General features: G+C 72.8%; 24 protein-coding genes and 1 pseudogene. 11 read left to right on the top strand and 14 right to left on the bottom strand.

All coding sequences use genetic code 11. The features are described from left to right. Positions 1 to 109: 109 nt before the first annotated feature. Positions 110 to 523: a hypothetical protein gene (locus O7599_RS11375; protein ID WP_281622020.1), complete on the top strand. Its 414-nt coding sequence runs from the start codon at positions 110 to 112 to the stop codon at positions 521 to 523. A gap of 9 nt (positions 524 to 532) precedes the next feature. Here O7599_RS11375 and O7599_RS11370 read toward each other — a convergent pair whose 3' ends face one another. Together O7599_RS11370 and O7599_RS11365 are read right to left on the bottom strand one after the other, a co-directional pair. After that, positions 533 to 1,648 (bottom strand): MerR family transcriptional regulator, encoded by a 1,116-nt coding sequence (locus tag O7599_RS11370; protein ID WP_281622019.1) that lies wholly within the window; start codon positions 1,646 to 1,648, stop codon positions 533 to 535. A 34-nt stretch (positions 1,649 to 1,682) separates the two neighbouring features. After that, positions 1,683 to 2,639: a helix-turn-helix domain-containing protein gene (locus O7599_RS11365; protein ID WP_281622018.1), complete on the bottom strand. Its 957-nt coding sequence runs from the start codon at positions 2,637 to 2,639 to the stop codon at positions 1,683 to 1,685. A gap of 100 nt (positions 2,640 to 2,739) precedes the next feature. Between O7599_RS11365 and O7599_RS11360 the strand changes: the two genes are divergently transcribed. Next, the gene (locus O7599_RS11360; protein ID WP_281622017.1) at positions 2,740 to 3,795 is read left to right on the top strand and encodes a saccharopine dehydrogenase NADP-binding domain-containing protein; all 1,056 of its coding nucleotides are present in this window, start codon (positions 2,740 to 2,742) and stop codon (positions 3,793 to 3,795) included. Between the two features lie 44 nt (positions 3,796 to 3,839). Then, entirely contained in the window at positions 3,840 to 4,631 is a 792-nt protein-coding gene (locus O7599_RS11355) for an SAM-dependent methyltransferase (RefSeq protein WP_281622016.1), read from the top strand. A gap of 220 nt (positions 4,632 to 4,851) precedes the next feature. Here O7599_RS11355 and O7599_RS11350 read toward each other — a convergent pair whose 3' ends face one another. From O7599_RS11350 to O7599_RS11340, 3 genes are all read right to left on the bottom strand, one after another. Beyond that, complete coding sequence (locus O7599_RS11350) at positions 4,852 to 5,598, bottom strand: peptidoglycan-binding domain-containing protein (protein WP_281622015.1); 747 nt, start codon at positions 5,596 to 5,598, stop codon at positions 4,852 to 4,854. Beyond that, the gene (locus tag O7599_RS11345; protein WP_281622014.1) at positions 5,595 to 5,828 is read right to left on the bottom strand and encodes a twin-arginine translocation signal domain-containing protein; all 234 of its coding nucleotides are present in this window, start codon (positions 5,826 to 5,828) and stop codon (positions 5,595 to 5,597) included. Before O7599_RS11345 ends, O7599_RS11350 begins: the two co-directional genes overlap by 4 nt. 227 nt (positions 5,829 to 6,055) lie before the next feature. Next, positions 6,056 to 6,748: a GntR family transcriptional regulator gene (locus O7599_RS11340; RefSeq protein ID WP_281622013.1), complete on the bottom strand. Its 693-nt coding sequence runs from the start codon at positions 6,746 to 6,748 to the stop codon at positions 6,056 to 6,058. 112 nt (positions 6,749 to 6,860) lie between these two features. On the opposite strand from O7599_RS11340, the gene O7599_RS11335 reads away from it, so the two are divergent. Together O7599_RS11335 and O7599_RS11330 are read left to right on the top strand one after the other, a co-directional pair. After that, positions 6,861 to 7,397 carry a YbhB/YbcL family Raf kinase inhibitor-like protein gene (locus O7599_RS11335; protein WP_281623350.1) on the top strand — a complete coding sequence of 179 codons (537 nt, stop codon included), beginning with the start codon at positions 6,861 to 6,863 and terminating at the stop codon, positions 7,395 to 7,397. Positions 7,398 to 7,456: 59 nt separating this feature from the next. Beyond that, the gene (locus tag O7599_RS11330) at positions 7,457 to 8,065 is read left to right on the top strand and encodes a TetR/AcrR family transcriptional regulator (protein ID WP_281622012.1); all 609 of its coding nucleotides are present in this window, start codon (positions 7,457 to 7,459) and stop codon (positions 8,063 to 8,065) included. 71 nt (positions 8,066 to 8,136) lie between these two features. Here O7599_RS11330 and O7599_RS11325 read toward each other — a convergent pair whose 3' ends face one another. Next, positions 8,137 to 8,901: an SDR family oxidoreductase gene (locus O7599_RS11325; RefSeq protein ID WP_281622011.1), complete on the bottom strand. Its 765-nt coding sequence runs from the start codon at positions 8,899 to 8,901 to the stop codon at positions 8,137 to 8,139. A 406-nt stretch (positions 8,902 to 9,307) separates the two neighbouring features. Between O7599_RS11325 and O7599_RS11320 the strand changes: the two genes are divergently transcribed. Continuing rightward, positions 9,308 to 9,808, top strand: coding sequence for an AraC family transcriptional regulator (locus O7599_RS11320; protein WP_281622010.1), 501 nt, complete (start codon positions 9,308 to 9,310; stop codon positions 9,806 to 9,808). A gap of 251 nt (positions 9,809 to 10,059) precedes the next feature. Here the strand turns inward: O7599_RS11320 and O7599_RS11315 are convergent, their stop codons facing one another. Beyond that, complete coding sequence (locus O7599_RS11315) at positions 10,060 to 10,473, bottom strand: MerR family transcriptional regulator (protein ID WP_281622009.1); 414 nt, start codon at positions 10,471 to 10,473, stop codon at positions 10,060 to 10,062. Between the two features lie 80 nt (positions 10,474 to 10,553). Between O7599_RS11315 and O7599_RS11310 the strand changes: the two genes are divergently transcribed. From O7599_RS11310 to O7599_RS11300, 3 genes and pseudogenes are all read left to right on the top strand, one after another. After that, complete coding sequence (locus O7599_RS11310) at positions 10,554 to 11,738, top strand: MFS transporter (protein WP_281622008.1); 1,185 nt, start codon at positions 10,554 to 10,556, stop codon at positions 11,736 to 11,738. 37 nt (positions 11,739 to 11,775) lie between these two features. Beyond that, entirely contained in the window at positions 11,776 to 12,555 is a 780-nt protein-coding gene (locus O7599_RS11305) for an NADP-dependent oxidoreductase (protein WP_281622007.1), read from the top strand. Next, positions 12,474 to 13,425, top strand: a pseudogene (locus tag O7599_RS11300) (IS481 family transposase). The gene O7599_RS11305 and the pseudogene O7599_RS11300 overlap by 82 nt, the downstream one beginning before the upstream one ends. Before the next feature lie 147 nt (positions 13,426 to 13,572). Here the strand turns inward: O7599_RS11300 and O7599_RS11295 are convergent. From O7599_RS11295 to O7599_RS11280, 4 genes are all read right to left on the bottom strand, one after another. Continuing rightward, positions 13,573 to 13,974 carry a hypothetical protein gene (locus O7599_RS11295; protein ID WP_281622006.1) on the bottom strand — a complete coding sequence of 134 codons (402 nt, stop codon included), beginning with the start codon at positions 13,972 to 13,974 and terminating at the stop codon, positions 13,573 to 13,575. 42 nt (positions 13,975 to 14,016) lie between these two features. Then, on the bottom strand, positions 14,017 to 14,643 hold the full coding sequence (locus tag O7599_RS11290; RefSeq protein ID WP_281622005.1) for a LysE family translocator: 627 nt from the start codon (positions 14,641 to 14,643) through the stop codon (positions 14,017 to 14,019). A 166-nt stretch (positions 14,644 to 14,809) separates the two neighbouring features. Further along, entirely contained in the window at positions 14,810 to 15,160 is a 351-nt protein-coding gene (locus tag O7599_RS11285; RefSeq protein ID WP_281622004.1) for a hypothetical protein, read from the bottom strand. Between the two features lie 269 nt (positions 15,161 to 15,429). Then, the gene (locus tag O7599_RS11280) at positions 15,430 to 15,924 is read right to left on the bottom strand and encodes a hypothetical protein (RefSeq protein ID WP_281622003.1); all 495 of its coding nucleotides are present in this window, start codon (positions 15,922 to 15,924) and stop codon (positions 15,430 to 15,432) included. 111 nt (positions 15,925 to 16,035) lie between these two features. On the opposite strand from O7599_RS11280, the gene O7599_RS11275 reads away from it, so the two are divergent. Together O7599_RS11275 and O7599_RS11270 are read left to right on the top strand one after the other, a co-directional pair. Further along, positions 16,036 to 16,422 carry a GyrI-like domain-containing protein gene (locus O7599_RS11275; protein WP_281622002.1) on the top strand — a complete coding sequence of 129 codons (387 nt, stop codon included), beginning with the start codon at positions 16,036 to 16,038 and terminating at the stop codon, positions 16,420 to 16,422. A 164-nt stretch (positions 16,423 to 16,586) separates the two neighbouring features. Beyond that, positions 16,587 to 18,215: a serine/threonine-protein kinase gene (locus tag O7599_RS11270; RefSeq protein WP_281622001.1), complete on the top strand. Its 1,629-nt coding sequence runs from the start codon at positions 16,587 to 16,589 to the stop codon at positions 18,213 to 18,215. Positions 18,216 to 18,233: 18 nt separating this feature from the next. Here the strand turns inward: O7599_RS11270 and O7599_RS11265 are convergent, their stop codons facing one another. From O7599_RS11265 to O7599_RS11255, 3 genes are read right to left on the bottom strand one after another with little or no spacing between them, the layout of a single operon-like run. After that, a complete protein-coding gene (locus tag O7599_RS11265) occupies positions 18,234 to 19,103 on the bottom strand; it encodes an alpha/beta fold hydrolase (RefSeq protein ID WP_281622000.1) in 870 nt (289 codons plus the stop codon). 57 nt (positions 19,104 to 19,160) lie between these two features. Further along, entirely contained in the window at positions 19,161 to 19,670 is a 510-nt protein-coding gene (locus O7599_RS11260; RefSeq protein ID WP_281621999.1) for a DinB family protein, read from the bottom strand. A 58-nt stretch (positions 19,671 to 19,728) separates the two neighbouring features. Continuing rightward, positions 19,729 to 20,172, bottom strand: coding sequence for a nuclear transport factor 2 family protein (locus O7599_RS11255; RefSeq protein ID WP_281621998.1), 444 nt, complete (start codon positions 20,170 to 20,172; stop codon positions 19,729 to 19,731). Positions 20,173 to 20,175 lie beyond the last annotated feature (3 nt).

The following is a 20,175-nucleotide window of genomic DNA, read 5'->3' as shown; positions in this document are numbered from 1 at the left end:
ACCGGCCGGGCCCGCCGGCGCAAACGGATTGCCGCCGGGCGGCGTGCACGTTCGGGGGAACCTCGGTGAAATCCGCACCGCCGGCGGCCGGCTGTACCACGCTGGCGGCATGTCCATATACCGGGTCTCGTGCCCCCGCAGGGTGGTGTTCCTGGAGTCGGAGATCGCCGAGCTGCACGCGGTCTCCGACGGAGGGCTCCGGGTGGAGCCGGCGCTGTGGTGCGAGTTGGAGAAGGGGCACGCGGGCCCGCACTGCACCCTGGCGGTGGGCGCCCGCGCCACCGACGACCTGCCGGCCCGTACGCTCTGGGCCCGCTGGCCCGAGGGCGACGAGTACGGGCCGGGGCGGGAGATCGCGGCGCTGCCCTCGTGTCCCGCGACCTTCCTCGAAGGGGCGGTCTCCTCCGAGTGCTGCGCCCTGCCGAGGGGCCACGAGGGGCGGCACGGGTTCGAGTTCGGGCCGCCGATCAGCGAGGCCGACGTGATGCCGGACTGGGTGCTGAAGATGCTGGAGGGGGAGTAGGCGCGGGGTTCAGGCGGTGAGCAGGCGCAGGCCCAGTTCGGCGGCGTCGAGGGCGAGGAGGTCGCGGTTGCGGTCCGCCCAGCGGCCCGAGTCGAGGTCCTCGCGCAGGCCGGCCACCGCCCGCCGCTCGGCCTGCGGGCCCACCCGGGTCCACACCGACACCGCGCGGCGCACGTGGTCCTCCAGGTAGGCCTCGGGCCGGCGCCAGTACGCCTCGAAGAAGCCGTCCGCGCAGTCCCACGGGATCAGCACCGGCTCGGCGCGGGCGTCGATCGCGCGGGTGAGGTCCGCCAGCGACGGCCAGTCGGCGAGGAGGCCGGCGAACTCCGGCAGGTAGTCGCGGGTGAGCCAGAACCGCTCGCGCCGGCCGGGGTCGCAGGCGTCGTACGTCAGCACCACCACCCGCCGCGCCACCCGCCGCATCTCGCGCAGGCCGGCCACCGGGTCCGGCCAGTGGTGCACGGTGCTCACCGCCATGGCCGCGTCGAAGGCCCCGTCCGGGAACGGCAGCCGCTCCGCGCCTGCGGCCACGCACCGCGCCGCGCCCGCGGGCCGCTGCGCCCGCATGACCGCCGACGGCTCCACCGCCGTGACGTCCCGGCCGGCCGGCTCGTACGACCCGGTGCCGGCGCCGACGTTCAGCACCGTACGGGCGTCCCCGAGCGCCTCCCAGATCCGCGCGGCGATCCGCGGTTCCGTGCGCCGCGTCGCCGGATAGGCGGAGCCGATGACCTCGTACAACTGGGCTCCGAACACCTTCAGTTGCTCCTCCGGCATCGTCCTGATCCCCTTCGCCCGGGCCGCCAGTTCCCCGTCGATGGCCGCCACCATGGCGGCGGCGCGCTCGCGCTGCGCCAGCAGCAGCCCGCGCAGCCGGCGCAGGTGCGCGACCGCGTCGCCGGCCGGGTCGTCGACCAGCTCCGCGATCTCGCGCAGCCCGAACCCCAGCCGCCGGTACGCGAGCACCTCCCGCAGCCGCTCCACGTCGCCCGCCGCGTACGCCCGGTAGCCGGCCGCGGTCCGCGCGGACGGCCGCACGAGGCCGATGTCGTCGTAGTGGTGCAGCGTGCGCACGCTCACCCCGGCCAGTTCGGCGACGCGCCCCACGGTCAGATGTTCCGCCACACCCCCGACTGTGCGGCATCACGCCACGTAAGGGTCAAGGGCGCCCCTCCCGGTGGACGGCGCGGAAGGTGCGGCGGTACGCGGCCGGAGGCACGCCGACGGTGCGGTGGAAGTGCCGGCGCAGCGTCGTGGCGGTGCCCATGCCGGTGGCCTCCGCGATGGCCTCGACGCTGCTGTCCGTGGTCTCCAGCAACTCCTGGGCGCGGCGGATCCGCTGGGCCAGCAGCCACTGCCACGGGGTGGCGCCCGTCGCGGCCCTGAAGTGGCGCGCGAGGTTGCGCGAGCTCATCCGCGCCTGCCGGGCCAGGTCCGCCACGGTCAGCGGCTGGTCGAGGCGCTCCATGACCCAGCCGAGGAGCGCGGCGAGGGGCCGGTCGGCCACGGCGGGCACGGGCGCGGCGACGAACTGGGCCTGCCCGCCGTCCCGGTGCGGCGGCACGACCAGGCGGCGGGCGACGGCGTTGGCGACCGCCGAGCCGCGGTCGCGGCGTACGAGGTGCAGGCACAGGTCCAGCGCGGCGGCCTTCCCGGCGGAGGTGAGCACACTGCCGTTGTCGACGTAGAGCACGTCCGGGTCGACGTCCACCTCCGGGTAGCGGGCGGCCAGGACCCCGGTGTGCGCCCAGTGCGTCGTCGCGCGCCTGCCGTCCAGCAGCCCGGCGGCGGCCAGCACGAAGGCGCCCGTACAGAGGGAGGCGATCCGGGCGCCGGCCGCGTGCGCCGCCCGTACGGCGTCGATCAGGTCGGCGGGCGGCTCCGCGTCGACGTCCGCCCAGCCGGGGACGATGACCGTGCCGGCGTCCCGGAGCCGGTCGAGCCCGTGGTCGGGCTCCAGCAGGAACCGCCCGACCCGCACGGCCCGCGACCCGCAGACCGTGACGTCGTACCAGGGGCCGGCCACGTCGTCCGGGGCGGAGTCGAGCGCCTCGTACGCCACGGAGAGCTCGAAGTGCAGCATCCCGTCGGTGACGGCCAGCGCGACGGTGTCCATGTCCGGAATTGTACGGGCGATGTCGTTACGGACACTCGCGGCGGGGGGCCCGCCCTCGCGAGGATGTGCGCGGCGGATCATTCGAGAGCGGGGAGAAGCCATGGGATCGGGCCGGGCGGTGGCGGTGTTCGGGGCGTACGGGCACACCGGGAGGTTCGTCGTGGACGAACTGCGGGACCGCGGCTACGTCCCCGTCCTGTCGGGCCGTGACGCCGGCAGGCTGGCGGCGCTGGCCTCGGCCACCGGCCTCGACGCCCGCCCGGCGACCGTCGCCGACGCGGCGGCGCTCGACGCCGCCCTGGCCGGCGCGGCGGCGGTGATCAACTGCGCGGGTCCCTTCGCCACGACGGCCGCCCCGGTGATCGAGGCGGCGCTGCGCGCCGGGATCCCGTACGTGGACGTGGCCGCCGAGATCGAGGCCATCGCCGACACCTTCGCCCGCTTCGCGGACCCCGCCGCGGCCGCCGGAGCGGTGGTCGTCCCCGCGATGGCCTTCTTCGGCGGCCTCGGCGACCTGCTGACCACCGCGGCGATGGGCGACTGGACGACGGCCGACGAGGCGCACCTCGCGTACGGCCTGAGCGACTGGCACCCCACGGCCGGGACGCGTGCCGCGGGCAGGGTCTCCGGCGCCCGGCGGGGCGGCCGGCGCGTCCGCTACACGAACGGCCGGCTGGAGTACCACGACGACGAACTCCCCGTCCTGGACTGGCCCTTCCCGGCCCCGGCCGGCCCCCGGCCCGTCCTCGGCGACTTCAGCATGGCCGACGTCGTCACCGTCCCGAGCCACCTCGCCGTCCCGGAGGTGCGCACGTACATGGCGGCCGGCGCGGCGAGGGACCTGTCGTCCCCGGACACCCCGCCGCCGACGGCCGCAGACGCACGCGGCCGGTCCGCGCAGACGTTCCTCGTCGACGTCCTCGTACGCGCCGACGGCACCGAACGGCGCGCCACGGCCGCCGGCCGGGACATCTACGCCGTCACCGCCCCGCTCGCGGTGGAGGCGGCGCACCGCATCCTCACCGGACGGACCAGAACGACGGGCGTGGCCTCGGCCGGCGCAATGTTCGACGCCCGCGACTTCCTCACCGCCCTCTCCGCGCACCTCACGCTCGACCTGCACCTTTCCGACGCGGGCGGCCCCGCAGTACGTTGAGCGCCGACGTCCCACCCACCTCCACGACTCCCAGGGCGGCCCCCGTGGCAGACCACTCACCGGGCGCGATCGACACGAGCCGCCCGCACTCGGCGCGTATCTGGAACCACCTGCTGGGCGGCAAGGACAACTACGAGGCGGACCGGGCGGCGGCGGAAGCGATCGTCGCGGTCTTCCCCGGAATGGCCGACGTCACGCGGTGCTCCCGGCAGTTCCTCGGCCGCGTGGTCGAGCACCTGGTGCGCGACGCGGGCATCCGTCAGTTCCTGGACGTCGGCAGCGGGCTGCCCACTGCCGACAACACGCACGAGATCGCCCAGCGGGGCGCGCCGGAGGCGCGGATCGTCTACGTCGACAACGACCCGCTGGTGCTCGCCCACGCGCGGGCGCTGCTCACCTCCACGCCCGAGGGCCGGTGCCAGTACATCGACGCCGACGCCCGCGACACCGACCGGATCCTCGAAGAGGCGGCGCGCACGCTGGACTTCACCCGGCCGGTCGGGCTGATGCTCATGGGGATACTCGGGCTCGTCGAGGACTACGCCGAGGCACGGTCGGTCGTACGCCGCCTGACGGCCGCACTGCCCTCGGGCAGCTACCTGGGGCTCAACGACGGCACGACCACCGACGCGGCATACGTCGAAGCCCTGCGCCGCCACAACCCGAGGGCGGCGGTCCCGTACACGGCGCGCGCCCCGGAGCAGATCGAGGGCTACTTCGAGGGCCTGGACCTGTGGGAGCCGGGTGTCGTCTCCTGCCCGAGATGGCGGCCGGAGAACCCCGGGAACACGGCGGCGGACGTGGCCGCGTACGGCGGAGTCGCCCGGAAGCCGTAGCGCGGGGCCGGAGCCGCAACGGCGCCCGGCCGGACCGGACCACGCGGGCAAGCCCGCCGCGCCGTCCCCGGTGCGGGCCGGCGCATCGGCACCGGCGGCAACACCGCGTGGCCCCGGGGGAGTCCGGGCCCGACGGGGGTGTCCCCCTCGGGCCCGGGCTCCGCGCGCCGGCACCGGACGCGGAGCCGGGGGCGGCGGTCCGTCGGCCGGGGCAGGTCCGTCAGCCGGGGAAGGTGGCGCCCCACGTGGCGGGGCCGACGATGCCGTCGACGGTGAGGCCCTTCCGGGACTGGAAGTTCCGGCACGCGGCGTCCGAGTTCGGGCCGTAGGCGCCGTCCGCGGTGAGGCTGTAGCCGTGGGCGGCGTTCATCTGGTTCTGCCACGTGGCCACGCTCGCGTGGCTGAAGGTCGGCGGCTGGCGGAAGTTGACGCCGGGGTGGGGCAGCGGGCCGCCGCCGGGGTTGGTCGCGCCGTTGAGCACGCCGTTCCCGTACAGGTTCCCCGGGCAGGCGGTGCTCAGGTGGTCGCGGTGACCGCAGATGGCCCGGGCCGCGCCGCCCTGCGTGCGCAGCCGGTTGACGGCGTAGCGGAAGGCGTTGATCAGGCCGGTGGTGATGGTGTCGTAGTCGCCGGCGGTGCCGCCGACGAGGCCGCAGACGGCGTACCAGTTCTGGTTGCCCGGGTTGGTGCCGTTGGCGGCCGTGCGGCGGTTCTCGCCGCGGCCCTGGAACACGTAGTCGTGCACGCACACGAGGTGGCTGTACGCGATGTCCGCCCAGCCGTTGCCGTCCATGTGGTGGTTCTGGATCCCGCGCACCTGGGCGGCGCAGTCCGCGTGGTTCGCGCGGGCGACGTGGACGGCGTCGACGTGGTGGATGGTCACCCCGCCGTTCTGCGGGGTGATGTTGCCGTTGGTGTTCTGCGGAGCCCGCGCGCCCCACTGGGACCGGGTCACGAAGGTGGTCATCGGTCCCTCCGTCCGGACAGCGCGCAGTCGACGGTGGCGTTGAGCGGCTCCGTCTGCGCGTGCCGCAGGCTCCCGGAGGGGTGGAGGGCGCCGGGGTGGTCGGGGCGGTTCACGATCGGCAGCTCGCGCGGGTCCGCGGCGAAGGCGTGACCGGAGCAGATCACGGGTGCGGCGGCCGCGGCGACCGCGGCCATTCCCAGGAAGCCACGACGGGATGGTCGTTGCGACATGTCGTCTCCAGACGGTTGTGGGGTCTCGTGGGCCGACGCGCGCCCATTACCGCGTTCTCGCATACGGGGATTGCCGCCTGCCGGTCCGGAGCGCACACCGGGCGGTGCCGCCGCCCCCTGCCGCAGACCTCCCCGCCGACCACGGAGATTGCTCTCGCGTACGCCAGAGGTACAGGACGGCGGTAGCGCCGCGGTTGCGCCGTCGCCTCGGTCCGCCGCCGCGCGGCCTAGGCGGCCGGGCCGGAATCGTCGGTCAGGGCGGCCGCGGTCAGCGAGAGGTGCTGAAACAGGACCGCACTCGCGGTGTCGGCGTCGCGGGCCAGCGCCGCCTCCTCCAGCCTGCGGTGTTCCTCGACGCCGTCCCGGCCGGGGGTGCGGTGCGCCGCCCAGCGGCGGGCCAGCTCGCTCGCGGTCCACAGCCGGTCGAAGGTCTCCAGCAGTGCGCGGTTGCCGCACCCCTCCAGCAACGTGCGGTGGAAGACCCTGTGCGCCTCGGCCCACGCGGCGGTGTAGTACTCGCCCTCCTCCGGCACGTACGGCGGAGTGCGGACCAGCCGGTGGTGGGCGGCCCGTACGCGGGCCTCCCAGTCGACGTCGCCGCGCTCGACGGACATGCGCAGGACGACCGGTTCGATGGTCCGGCGGGCTTCCGCGATCTCCTGCCAGCGGTGGTCGGAGAAGGACGGGACCGCGAACCCGCGGTTGGGCAGCCGGTCGGCGAGACCCTCGCCGACCAGCCGCACGAGCGCCTCGCGCGTGACGGCCAGGCTCACGCCGTGCTCCCGGGCGAGATCCTGCGGTTTGAGGGCGTCACCGGGGGCGTAGCCCCCGCGCATGATCGCGTCCTGCAGGTGCGCGTAGACCTGCTCGGAGAGCATCCGCTTCCCGGGGGCGGCGGGGCGGTGAGGCGTGTCAGTCATGGACGCCAGCATAGACGATCTCTAGGAAAATCGATTTTCTATGTTACTGTCGATTCATCGGCGGCCGTCCGCGCCGCCGCCCCGGCACACAGCCCTGATGAGGAGCATCACCGTGAACGTCAACGACCCCTTCGCCCGTCTCCCCGAGGCGGCGTCCTTCACCGTCACCAGCGCCACCGTCGCCGACGGCGCCGCCTGGCCGCCCGGGCAGCACGCCTCCGCCCTGCCCGGCGGTGAGGACCTGTCCCCGCAGTTGTCCTGGAACGGCGCCCCGGACGGCACCGAGAGCTACGCCGTCACCGTCTACGACCCCGACGCCCCCACCGGGTCCGGGTTCTGGCACTGGGCGGTCGCCGACATCCCCGCCACCTGCACCGAACTCCCCGAGGGCGCCGGGGACGACACCGGCTCACACCTGCCGGACGGCGCCTACCAGTTGCCCAACGACGCCCGCGCGGCCCGCTACACCGGCGCCGCCCCGCCGGCCGGGGACGGCCCGCACCGCTACTTCGTCGTGGTGCACGCCCTGGACGTCGCCTCCCTAGGCGTCCCGGCCGACGCCACCCCGGCCGTCCTCGGCTTCACCATGGCCGGCCACACCCTCGGACGCGCGGTGCTGCTCGCCACCGCGGAAACCTCCGCCGCCTGACCCCGCGGACGCCGGTCTGGTAAAGATGGACTCGGCAGTCCAGTCCGGGGAGGCAGCTCATGCGCGGGGAACTGACGGCGAAGGGGCTGGCGACGCGGAGCCGGATCGTCGAGGGGGCGGCGGCGGTGCTGCGGGAGAAGGGTGTCTCCTCGGCGACGCTGGAGGACGTCATGGTGCGGACGCGCACCAGCAAGAGTCAGCTCTTCCACTACTTCCCGGCCGGGAAGGACGAACTGCTGCTCACGGTGGCCCGGTTCGAGGCGGATCAGGTTCTGGAGGACCAGCAGCCGTATCTGGGCCGTCTGGACTCCTGGGAGGCCTGGGAGCGGTGGCGGGACGTCGTGATCAACCGCTACGAGACCCAGGGGGACGAGTGTCCGCTCGGGTCGCTGTTTCTCCAGGTCGGGCGCTCGACCCCCGGGGCGCGGGCGATCGTGGTCGAGTTGATGCGCCGCTGGCAGGAGAGCCTGGCGGCGGGCATCCGGTCGCTGCAGGCGGCCGGCCGGCTTCCCGCCGATCTCGATGTCGACGCCAGGGCCGCCGCGCTGCTGGCCGCGATTCAAGGGGGTGTGTCGATCCTGCTGTCGACGGGTCAGTCCACCCACCTGCGCGTGGCTCTCGACCAGGGGATCACGGACCTGCGCCGCCTGGAAAGCGCGGCACCGTGACCCCTCCCGGCCGGTTCACGCACCTGCCGGTCGGGCCGCCGTGGCGGGACGCCGCCGCGCGGTGCCGTGTTTCAGCCGCCCATGACGGCGACGGTGGTGCGGCCCCCGTCGACGTCGAGCACGACGCCGTGCACGAAAGCCGACTCGTCACCCGCGAGGTACACGGCGGCGTTCGCGATCTCCTCGGGGGTTCCCATCCGCCCCGCCGGGGTGCCCTTCATCATGGCCTCCACGGCATCGGTCTCACCCGGGACGGGTGTCTGCACGACGCCCGGGGAGATCGCGTTGACGCGTACGCCCTGCGGCCCGAACTCCGCGGCCCAGGCCCGGGTCAGGGTTTCGACGGCTCCCTTGGTGGAGCTGTAGAGGGCGCCGGCCGGAACACCCAGGCGGGCGATCCAGGAGCCCAGGTTGATGATCACTCCGCCGCCGGCCTGTGCCATGACGGGTGCGACGGCCGCGGTGAGGAAGAACGGGGCCTTCACGTTGATCGCGTAGACCTCGTCGAAGGTCTTCTCGTCGGTGGCCACCGTGCTGTCTCCGGGATAGATCCCCGCACTGTTGACCAGGATGTCGATGCGGCCCCCGAGGACCCCCGTCGCCTCCCGGGCCAGTGCCTGCGAGGCGGCCGCGGAGCCGTCCAGGGCCGCCCGCACGAAGTCGGCCCGGCCACCGCGCGCGCGGATGGCGCCGACGACCTCCTCACCGCGCCCGGCGCTGCGGCCCGAGACGGCGACATGCGCCCCCTCAGCCGCGAACGCGTCCGCGACGGCCCGCCCGATGTTGCTGGTTGCTCCGGTCACCAGGGCGGTCTTGCCCTCAAGGCGTGTCGACATGGTCCACTCCCTCGCTTCGTTCACAGCTACGCACACGCCCGGCCGAACCGCATGCCGCGTCTCGACCGGTCGGGCCCTGGGCGGCCAGGGCGGAGTCCCACTGTGCGACGCGGAAATTGGACCTGCAAGTCCAGAATTTGCGGCGCGCTCCGGCGCTGCCATGGGCTCGATCACGGCATCCGACCTGCGCGGCAGCGGAGCGGCGGGGCAGCCACTCATGGCTCGGACACCGCACGGGGCGCGGCACGCCGGCCGTCGGAGCAGCGGCGGATCACGTCCTTACAGGTGACGCTCGAGAGGCCGTGTCGCGCGCCAGTCTCCTGATGCGCACGACATATCCGCGCACGGATCGTCGGACATGCCCGGGCGTGCTTTTCGTAGCGTCGAATGCGAAAGGAAGGTGAGCATGGAGCGGCTGAACGAAGCGATGGCCCTCGTGGAACAGCAGTTGGAAGGCGACGTCGATGTGGCTCGCGCGAGTCGCATCGCGTTGATGTCGGAGCATCACTTCCGGCGGATGTTCTCGGCGTTGGCGGGAATGCCGCTGTCCGAGTACGTGCGGCGGCGTCGCATGACCATTGCGGCAGCGTCCGTCGTGTCCGGGGCCGAGCCGTTGCAGGACCTGGCCGTCCGGTTCGGCTACGGATCCGCCGATGCGTTCTCGCGTGCGTTTCGAACCGTGCACGGGGTCGGTCCCGCGGGCGCACGGCGGCCCGGCGTCGTTCTCCGGTCGCAGCCGAAGCTCACGTTCACCCTCACGATCGAAGGGAGCACGGCCATGGATTACCGCATCGTCGAGAAGAACTCGTTCTCGCTCGTGGGCCTGCGGACCCGAATACCGCTCATCCACGAGGGGGTGAACCCTGCCGGTGCCGCATTCGTGGAACAGATCAGTGAGGAACAGTGAAACTCATGCATCGAGCATATGCGCACCCGATCTCGCAAGGCACCACAGCGAGCCAGGACGTAGGAGCCCCGTCACCATCCACCGCGCCGACCGCATCGCCGTATGCCGAGAACGCTTCGAGCCCGCCCTCACCACCGGCCCCGGCTGCTTCGTCGCGCGGGAGTTCACCCAGTTGTTGCTGGCCAGCATGTTGTTGACGGCGGTTAGCCACCAATGCTCCTGCCCATAGGCGGGAGCTCTGTACGCAGGCGTCACGCCCTCGTCGTGGGTGTGGCGTGAGTCGTTGCGGCGATGTCGGCGCGTTCGGCGACGTCTGTGGGTGCAGCGGCGATGACGTCGTCGAGCGCGGAACGGGAGGTCTGCAGATCGGTGATGGCCTGGGAGATCCGTTTGCGTTCGGAGAGCAGGTCGGCGAGGAGGTTGGCGCAGGTGGGCACCAGGCGCTCCTCCTCCTCGCGCAGGCAGGGCAGGATCGTCGCGATGGTGGCGGTGGAGAGGCCGGCGGCGAGGAGGCTGCGGATGCGGCGCACGGTCGTGACGTCGTCCTCGCGGTATTCGCGGTAGCCGCTGGGCCGTCGCTCGGGGGAGAGCAGGTGCTGCTCTTCGTAGTAGCGCAGCAGCCGTTCGTGGACGCCGGTCCTGCGGGACAGCTCACCGATCCGCACGTGATCCTCCTCGCGGGTGCCTTGAGGCTGGGCAGTGCTACTTGACTCTAACATCCATGTGAGACTTTAGCGTCCGGGGTATGGACAAGACCTTTGCCAGGCTCGCCGCCTTGTGCGCGAGCGTCTTCGTTGTCGGTACGTCGGAATACCTGGTCGCGGGCCTGCTGCCCGAGGTCGGTGCGGATCTGGAGGTGTCGCAGGGCACCGCCGGGCAGGCGGTGACCGCGTACGCGCTCGGCGTGGTGATCGGCGGACCGGTGGTGACCATGCTGACCGCACGCCTGCCCCGTAAAGGTCTGGCGATCGGGCTGATGCTGCTGTTCGCCGCGGGCAGCGCGGTGAGCGCCCTGGCGCCGACGTTCACGGTGCTGCTGGCCGGGCGGGTGGTCTCCTCGCTCAGCCACGCCGCATTCCTGGCGCTGGCGTTGGTGATGGCCACCGGTCTGGTGGACGAGGACAAGACCGGCTCCGCGATCGCCGCCGTGGCGTCCGGCTTCACCGTGGCCACGTTGCTCGGGGTGCCGCTGGGGTCGCTGCTGGGGCATGCTGCCGGGTGGCGCGCCCCGTTCTGGGTGCTCACCGCGCTCACCCTGGTCGCCATCGCGCTGCTGGCGCCGGTGCTGCCCAGGCAGCAGGCGCCGGCCGCCCGCCCGCGGGACGAGATCGGGGTGATGCTGCAAAAGCCGGTGCTGCTGGCGGTCGCCACCACCGCGGTCGGCTTCTCCGGCGTCGCCGTCGTCTACACCTACATCACACCGCTGCTCACCCGCGTCGCGGACTTCTCCCCGACCGCCGTGTCCGCCCTGCTGCTCGCCTACGGCGCCGGCAGCTTCCTGGGCAACCTGATCGCCGGCAGGCTCACCGACAAGGCCATGTCCCAGACCGTGCGCGGGGTGTTTGGCGGGCTGACCGGCGTGCTCGCCGCGATCCCGCTCGCCGTCGCATGGCAGCCCACCGCGGTGCTTGCCGTCCTGGTCCTGGGGCTCCTCGCCACCGCCACGATCGCCCCGCTGCAGGGGCTGATCATGCGCCACGCCGGGGCCGCCCCGAACCTGGCCACCGCCGTCAACGTCGGCGCGTTCAATCTCGGCGTCGCCGCCGGCTCCGCCCTGGGCGGGCTCATCGTGGCCGCCGGGGCGCTGCGCTTCACCGGCCTGGCCGGGGCGGCGCTGAGCCTGCTCGGCCTGGCCCTGACCTACCTGGTCCTGCCCCGCACACGGACCGGCGAGCACCCGGACAACCCGGCGGTTCCCACCGCTGCTTGATCACCACATCCTCAACTTTGGAAGGACCCCTTTGATCATGCGTGCGGTCCAGATCGACCGCCACGGCGGCCCCGACGCCCTGATCGTCCGCGAAATAGCGGAACCCGCCCTCGCCCCGGGCGAGGTCATCATCCGCGCGGCGGCCAGCAGCCTCAACCCGGTGGACTGGAAGACCCGCGCCTGGCAGGTCGGACCGCGGCTGCCGGCCACCCTCGGCCGGGACCTGGCCGGCCGCGTCGTCGCCGCCAACGACACCGCCCAAGAGGGGGGCGCCCCGGTGATTGCGATGTCCGCGCAGATCGCCACCGGCCGCGGCACCTGGTCCGACCTGGTCACCCTGCCCGGCCACCTGCTCGCCCCCGCGCCGAGCAGCATCGCGCTGGCCGATTCTGCGTCCCTGCCTCTGACAGGGACGACCGCCCTGCAGGCGCTGCGCAGCGCAAGAACGGCGGCCGGCGAGCGCATCCTGGTCATCGGCGCCGCCGGGGCGGTCGGCGGTCTGACCGTCCAACTCGCCCACCTCGCCGGCGCCCACGTCGACGCCCTGGTCTCCCGGTCCGAACACGAACCGGCCACCCTCGAGCTCGGCGCGGAAGAGGTCTGGCACCGCCCGGACGACCTGCCCCGCGGCCGCTACCCGGTCATCCTCGACACCGCCGGCACCGACGCGTCCGCCGCCCTCGCCCCCGGCGGCCGCTATGTCTCCATCGCCGACCATCCCCGCGCCGTCGCCTCATCGAACGATGCGAGAGCCGCCCGATCACTCACGTCGCTGCCGAGATGGGCATTTCCCGCGCCTGCGCATCGAAGTGGGTGAACCGCTACCGCCAGCACGGCGAACTCGGTCTGCTGGACCGTTCCTCAGCACCACGACGCCAGCCGACCGCCACCAACGCCGATGTGGTCGCCAGGATCGATGTGCTGCGCCGGTCCGCGAAGTGGTCGGCGACGCGGATCGCCTTCGAGCTTCAGACCGAGGGCATCTCGATCAGTCGCCGCACGGTGTCGCGTCATCTGCTCGCGCTGGGGCTGCACCGCCGCAGGTTCATCGACCCCACCGGGGACACGAACCGGGAGCCACGGAAGATCACCGCCCGCTGGCCTGGCCATATTGTCCACATCGACGTCAAGAAGGTCGGCCGGATACCGGACGGCGGTGGCTGGCGGGCCCACGGACGCGGCAGCCGCCAGGCTAAGGCCGTCGAGCGTCGCAAGAATAAGAGGGAACGCGGCGGCTACGTCTACCTTCACTCCGCCGTCGACGGATTCAGCCGGCTCGCCTACACCGAAGCCTTGCCCGACGAGAAGGCCGCCACCGCCATTGCGTTCCTGCATCGAGCCAGAGCCTGGTTCGAAGCCCATGGCATCACCCGGATCGAACGCATCGTCACAGACAACGGCGCCTGCTACCGCTCCAGCGTGTTCTCCCGGGCCCTGTTCGGCACACGTCACCAGCGCATAACCCCTACACGCCTCGCCACAACGGCAAAGTGGAGCGCTATAACCGGATCATCGCCGAAGATTCCTCTACGCCCGAACCCGGCTGCCCGAAGACCAGCGCCGTGAGGCTCTCGGCATCTGGAACATCCATGACAACTACCACCGACCCCACAGCGGAGCAGGAGATCAACCACCAGCCCGGAGACTATGCGAAGGCGTAACGAACGTCCTGGCCTCCTACCCCTAGCTCACCGCCGACCGGATCGGCTGACGCGCGAGGGCAAGGCGGATGATCCCGGCGCGCCAGCAGAGAAGAATCCAAATGGATATATCGGTTAAAACAGCAGTTTTCCTGGTCACGGGATATGCACGGGACCGCATCCCTGACAAGGCGTCAGGCAGGCTTTCGACCTGCGAGAACGCGGGAAAGGCAAGAGTCCTCCGGAGCCGTGTGCGCAGGTTCGAATCCTGCCGGGGGCACCCCGCAGATGGTCGCCTGATCCATGCGGCCATCCATCTTCTTCTCCTTGGTGTCGTGTGACCTGCGGTTCGTCGCGTTCTTCCAGCTCGGTGAGCCGGAAATCGTCTCGTGAGCTGCTTGTGAGACGGCATTGATGGTGTCGCTCGTCAGCGAGACGCGGCATGTAGCTTGGTTGATCGTCCGGTCACAGTGGATCTCCAGCTCCGGTCCACGCACATCTGGCCGGCGCACCATCCCGGTTGGTTCCCGGGAACCAACCGTGTGGATCACGGGCGTGGTCGGCAATGCCTGCTCGCCCGACGCTCTGGCCGTCATCGCACCGGGCATGAGCCCGCAGCTCGCTGTCTCGTTCGCGCCTCAGTTGCGCACTGCGGTGTAGACGCCCAGTCCGACGAGCAGGCCCCCGGTCGCCTGGCGCTGCCGCCGCCACAGCTTGAAATTCCGCATGAGCCGTTGGCCGAGCGGCCCGACGACGAAGGCGACGACGATGTCGATGGCGGTGTTGAGAGAAATGCTGATGAGGCCGAGGACGGCGGCCTGGAGGGCAACCGGTCCGTTCTCCGGCTGGCAGAACTGCGGCAGGAACGTCAGGAAGAACAACGCGGTCTTCGGGTTGAGCAACTCGGTGACCGCGCCCTGACGCAGAGCACCCTTGTCGGGGCCACCGGGGGCCTCGTCGAAAGCCGTGGCGGACGTGCCCGCGCTGCGGATGGTCGTCAGACCCAGCCACAACAGGTACGCGGCGCCGACATACTTCACCACCGCGAAAGCCGTGGCCGAAGTGGCGAGGATGGCCGACAGGCCGACCGCGGCCGCCAATACATGGGCGGTACCGCCGACCGCGGTGCCGACGGAAGATCGAACACCGACGCTGCGACCACCGCTGAGACTGCGCGCCGCGACGTACAGCATGCCCGGGCCGGGAATGACCGCAAGCAGCAGCGCGGCGGCCGTGAAGGCGAGGAGTTGCGCGGAGTCCGGCACTCCCTCACGCTAACCGCATCCGCAAGCAGCGATCAAGCGTCCGGAGAGCGGCCCTCATCAAGGTCACGTCCCGCATCGCTTTCGGCGCCGGTGAACGCGATCCCGGCCGGAACATCGGCGACCTTGATGTACGCGCGCCTGGCCTCCATGACCGGGGCTGGTGGGGTCATCGACCGCCGCCTCGTCTGAACCCGCCGCCCGGTGGAGCTGCGAAGGCCGGTCCGGCCAAGCCCCTGGTGCGGCGCAGCAGGGCGGCCGCTCCGGGGTGGGACGGGTAGGAGGCAAGGAGCTTGCGCATGTCGTCCAGACGGCAGTTTGCACGATCGGAGCACAGCGCCGGAAAGTCGCCGAGGAAGGCGTGCCAGTGCCGGAGCGATTTCTCCAGGTGACCGCGCCGCAGGTAGAGGGCGGCGAGGTCGGCATGGCCCAGGGCGCGGGCGCGACGCTCCGAGGCCGCGAGCCGGCGCAACGAAGCCTGGAGGGCGGCGGTGGCCGTCGTCCAGTCGCCCAGCGCCATGTGCACCTGAGGGCGTTGGTGGGTCAAAGCGGCGATCGGGTAGGAGCTGAACGGGCCCGGGACCTGGTCGGCCTGTGCGTGTGCGTGCTCGGCCGCGGTGAGCGCGGCGAGCGCCGTGGGGCGATCACCGGTGTGGGCGGCGGAAACGGCGTACTGGGCTTGAGCGTACGCGCGGGTGAGATGCGGTGCGTCCCCCCGGGTGAGTTCGGCAGCGTACCGGTCGAGCGGGAAGGCGGCACGGTGGTGGCCGAGTTCGCCGGCGTGGGTGGTCAGGGCTCGCAGGGCGATGACGTAGAGGTGGAGGTCGCTGTCTCGGCCAGTGAGGCGGCCGTTTGGTGGTAGTGCTGGGCGAGGGCGTGGGTGCCGCTGTCGGCGCACATCTCGCCGAGCAGGACCGTCAGTTGCGCGGCGGCGGACTGAATGCAGCGCCGGGCGGCGTCGTCGGCCGGCGCGTGCAGCCAGGCAACCACGTCGTGCGCGAGGAACGCGGTGAGGGCGGTGCGGGCCGAGGCACCGCCGTGGGCTTCTGCGTAGTCGGCGAATCCGCGGGCCATGCGGTCCATCGCCGCGGCCTCCGCCTGTTCCGCGCTACCTGCGAGCGTTCGGCTGGTCTCGAGGAGGCGGGGTTGCGGCAGGGGGACGCTCAGGGCGGTCAGACTGTAGGTGCCGGTGTCCAGCAGGTACCGCTGGTCGGGGTCGAGGTCGGCCCGGGTCAGACGGGCGAGGTGATGGACCGGATCGGCCTCCCAGGAGAACGCCGGCACGGCCCTGTGCTCCCTCGGCCGTGCGAGGCCGGCCTCCGTTGGGCTGGCGGGGTAGCCGAGTCTGCGTGAAAGCGCCTCCAGGAGGTACATACCATTCGGGGGCGAGGGTGGGTGCCCGACAACCAGTGGACACGGATCGCGGACCTTTCCGACCAGGAGCCGGGCGGTCCGCTCAGCGTGCACGATGCGATCCCACAGTCGCGGGAGGAGGGGACGGAGCTCGACTACTACGTCGCCGCCGCGACGACCGAGGCGGCCCCGGAGGACTTCGACGTGCTCCACGTGCCGGCGGCCACGTGGCTCGTACTGGAGTCGACCGGAGCTTTCCCCGCCGCGCTGCAGGAACTGTGGCCGAAGGCGTTCCGGGAATGGTTCCCCGCGAATCCTTACCAGAGTGTTCCCGGTCCCGAGATGATCCTGGCCGAGTACGCCGACGAGGAGCAGACCCATGGCCGGTACGAGCTGTGGATGCCCGTGGAGAAGGCGACCGACGCGTAGAACAGCCCTGGGTACTGCCCCACCGACGCAGGCCGAGCCCGTCGGGGCAGCACGGTTGCCGGCGCGCGACGCACGCGGAGGTGCGGGCCCCCGCGGCTGCCGCGGACCGCGGGATCTCCGCGTTCGAATGTCGCCCGGGCCCGCAGACGGTATGTATGGGGGCCATGGACAGCCGCGGGGCAGCGCCGAACGAGACCACGGAGACCCCGGAGACCCCCGGGGCCGGCGCGGGCCGGTTGCTCGGTGGGCGGTACCGGCTGACCGAGCCCCTCGGGCACGGCGGCATGGGCACCGTGTGGCTCGCGCACGACCAGGTCGTGGACCGCGACGTCGCGGTGAAGGAGCCCCGCCTTCCCGACACCGTGCCCGACGCCGTGCGCGTCCGGATGTACGAGCGCATGCGGCGCGAGGCCAGGGCCGCGGCCCGGATCGACCACCCCTCGGTCGTCACCGTCTACGACGTGGTCGTCGAGGAGAGGCGGCCGTGGCTGGTGATGGAGCTGGTACGCGGCCAGTCGCTGGCCGAGGCGCTGGAGAGCGGGCTGCTGGCCGAGCGCGACACCGCCCGCGTCGGCCTGGCCGTGCTGGAGGCCCTGACCGCCGCCCACGAGGCGGGCGTGCTGCACAGGGACGTCAAGCCCTCCAACGTCCTGAGGGGCCGCCATGACCGGCTCGTGCTCACCGACTTCGGCATCGCGCATGTCGAGGGCGATCCGCGGCTGACCGACACCGGCGCGTTCATCGGCACGCCCGAGTACCTCGCCCCGGAGCGCGCCCGGGGCGAGCAGCCCGGCCCGGAGTCCGACCTGTGGTCGCTGGGCGTGCTGCTCTACGTCGCCGTGGAGGGAGTCTCGCCCTTCCGCCGCACCAACGCCGCCGCCACGCTGCAGGCCGTGATCTCCGCCGAGCCGCCGCCGCCGGAACACGCCACCGGGGCCCTGCGCGACGTCATCCTGCGGCTGCTCGCCAAGGAGCCGGCCGACCGTCCGGCGCACGCAGAGATCCGCGACGCCCTGCGCGCGATCGTCGCCCCGTCCCCGTCCCCGTCCCCGTCCCCGTCTCCGTCTCCGTCTCCGTCTCCGTCCCCGTCCCCGGCTCCGGACCCGCTCGCGGTCCCGGCCGCGGCCCCGTCCGCGCCGGCGTCCCCCGCCGGGGCGGGCGCGGGCGCCGGTGGCGCGCGCAGGTGGCGCCGCCGCGCCCTGGCCGGCACGGCGACGACCGCGGTGCTGGCGCTGGCGGCAGCCCTGCTGCTCGCGCTGGCACGCCCCTCCGGCGACGGCCTGCCCGAGGGGTGGCGGATGGCGGAGGAGGAGGCCGTGCGGCTGCGCATCCCCGTCCCCGCGGGCTACGAGCGCGAACTCGACCGCGCCGCCTGGGGGGACTGGCTCGGCTACGCGTCTCCCGACGGTCGCTCCCGCATCGAGGTCGCGCACTGGGACGCCGACGTACGCACCGAACGCGAGGTGGCCGACTCGACACTGGCCGGCCTCGAACGGGACTCCGGCACGTACCGGGACGTCGACGGGACCGTTGCGCCGGCCGAGTTCCAGGGCCGCCGGGCCGCCCGTCTCGAGGCCGAGACGCTTCCTGCCTCGGACAGCGGCCGTGACGCTCTGCCCCAGCACCGCCTGAACCTCTTCTACGGCGGGCGGAGCGCGGACGAGATGTGGTCCGTCGAAGTGATCGTCGAAGGGCGCCCGAACGCCGGTGCCGACGACGCCGAGGAGATGTACGCCACCGTCTTCGACCACATGGAGATCGACGACGAGGGCGGCGCGCGCACGCGACGCTGACCGGCGTCCCTCTCCAGGTCAGCCCTGGCGGTGCGCGGAGAGCCACTCCAGCGCCGCCACCGCGGCGGATTCGAGTACGGATATGTGGCCGTCGTCCGGCTGCGCCCACAGCTCCGCCGCCGGGCAGCGGCGCGCCAGCCACTCCGCGTGGGCGTACGGGATGATCCGGTCCCGGCCGCCGTGCAGGAGCAGCGTCGGTACGGCGACGGCGGCCGGGTCGAAGCCCCACGGGCCGACGTTGGCGAGGTCGTCGTCGATCAGCCCGCCCGGTCCGCCCGCGACGGCGGGGCCCACGACGTCGTCGAACCAGGACCACGGGCCGGCCAGCGCCGCGTGGTCGGCCGGGGTGAACATCTCCGGGTCGTACGCCGCCTCCGCCTCGTGCTTCTCCTTCGCCGCGCGCCCCGCGACCGCCGCCCGCAGCGACCCGGCGACGGACGCCGTCATCCCGGTGAACCAGTCGAGCCCCGCCGCCCCGTACGGCGCCGGCCCCGCGATGCTCACCACCGCCGCCACCCGCTCCGGCGCCAGCGCCCCGCAGGCGAGGGCGTGCGGGCCGCCGCTGGAGTGCCCCACGGCGGCGAAGCGCTCGATGCCCAGCTCGTCGGCGACCCGCACGGCGAGCGCCGCCGCCGACGCCATGTCGCGCCCGGGCCACGGGGCCGACCCCCCGTACCCCGGCCGGTCGTACGACACCCACCGGAGCCCCAGCCGCTCGGCGACCGGCAGCAGCGGCCCGGGCGGCGCCCCGACGTTCGGCGTTCCGTGGTGCCAGAAGACGGCGAGCCGCGAGTCGTCACCGCCCGCGCTCCCGCCGCCGCGCCCGGCCCCGGTGTCGTACACGTGCAGCCGGCGACCGCCCGCCGACTCCACCTCGATCTCCCTCATGCCCCCATCCTGAGGCACGGGTCTGACAACCGCCCCCTTCACGGGACCGGCGCCCTCTCAGGCGCCCACCGTGCCGTCGACGCCCTCGCGGAGGAGGTCCGCGTGGCCGTTGTGGCGGCCGTACTCCAGGAGCACGTGCAGCATCACCATCCGCAGCGACACCTCCCTGCCCCACCGCGGCTGGTGGCCGGTCAGGTCGAGGGACCCGGCCGCCCGCTCGATGCGGCGCGAGGTCTCCACCTCGGCTTCCCAGGCCGCGAACGCCTCCGCCCGCGTCGAGGCGCTCGCGTCGTACGCCGCCTGGAAGTCGATCTCGTCGGACCAGACCATGGGCGCGTCGCCGTCCTCGAACACGCGGCGGAACCAGGCGCGTTCCACCTCCGCCAGGTGCCGTACGAGGCCGAGCAGCGACAGCGTCGACGGCGGCATCGACTGCCGCCGCAACTCCTCGTCCGTCAGCCCCGCGCACTTCATGGCGAGGGTGGCGCGGTGGTAGTCGAGACAGGCGCGCAGCATGTCGCGTTCGCTGCCGAGGACGGGCGGTGCTGTGCGGTTGTCGGCGGTCACTGGTTGCGCTCCCTCGTCCGTACCTGCGTTCCGGGGCCAGTATCCGCGCCCCGGTCTCCTAGAGCGCGCGGGCCAGGGGCCCGGTCAGGGCGACCGGGGTGATGTCGAGGCTGTCGAAGCGCCAGCCGGCCTCGGTGCGCCGGGCGCCGTAGCGGTGGATCGCGGCGGCGATGGCCTGCGTCTTGTCGTCGTTGACGAAGACGGCGATGTCGTGGGCCCGGACCGTGGCCGTCTCGCCGTCGATCTCGATGACGAGGTTGGACTTGTGGTGCAGGGTACGGGCGAGGTCGTCGTGGCCGCGGCGGGCGAGGGCGACGAGCGCCTCGATGCCGCGGGCCTCACCGCGCAGGGATCTGACGACGACGTCCGGGGTGAAGAGCCGGTCGGTCTCGTCGAAGCGGCCTTCGTCTATCCACAGGCTGTGGCGGGCGACCAGGTCGGCGAGTTCGGCGCGGGCGGTGAGGTCGGCGAGGTCGCGGATCAGGGTTTCGGTGCCGGGCATGGT

The sequence above is a fragment of the Streptomyces sp. WMMC500 genome, from assembly GCF_027497195.1.
GTDB lineage: Bacteria > Actinomycetota > Actinomycetes > Streptomycetales > Streptomycetaceae > Streptomyces.
Note: the sequence above shows the minus strand (reverse complement) of the source record. Positions and strands in the feature narration are given on the sequence as shown.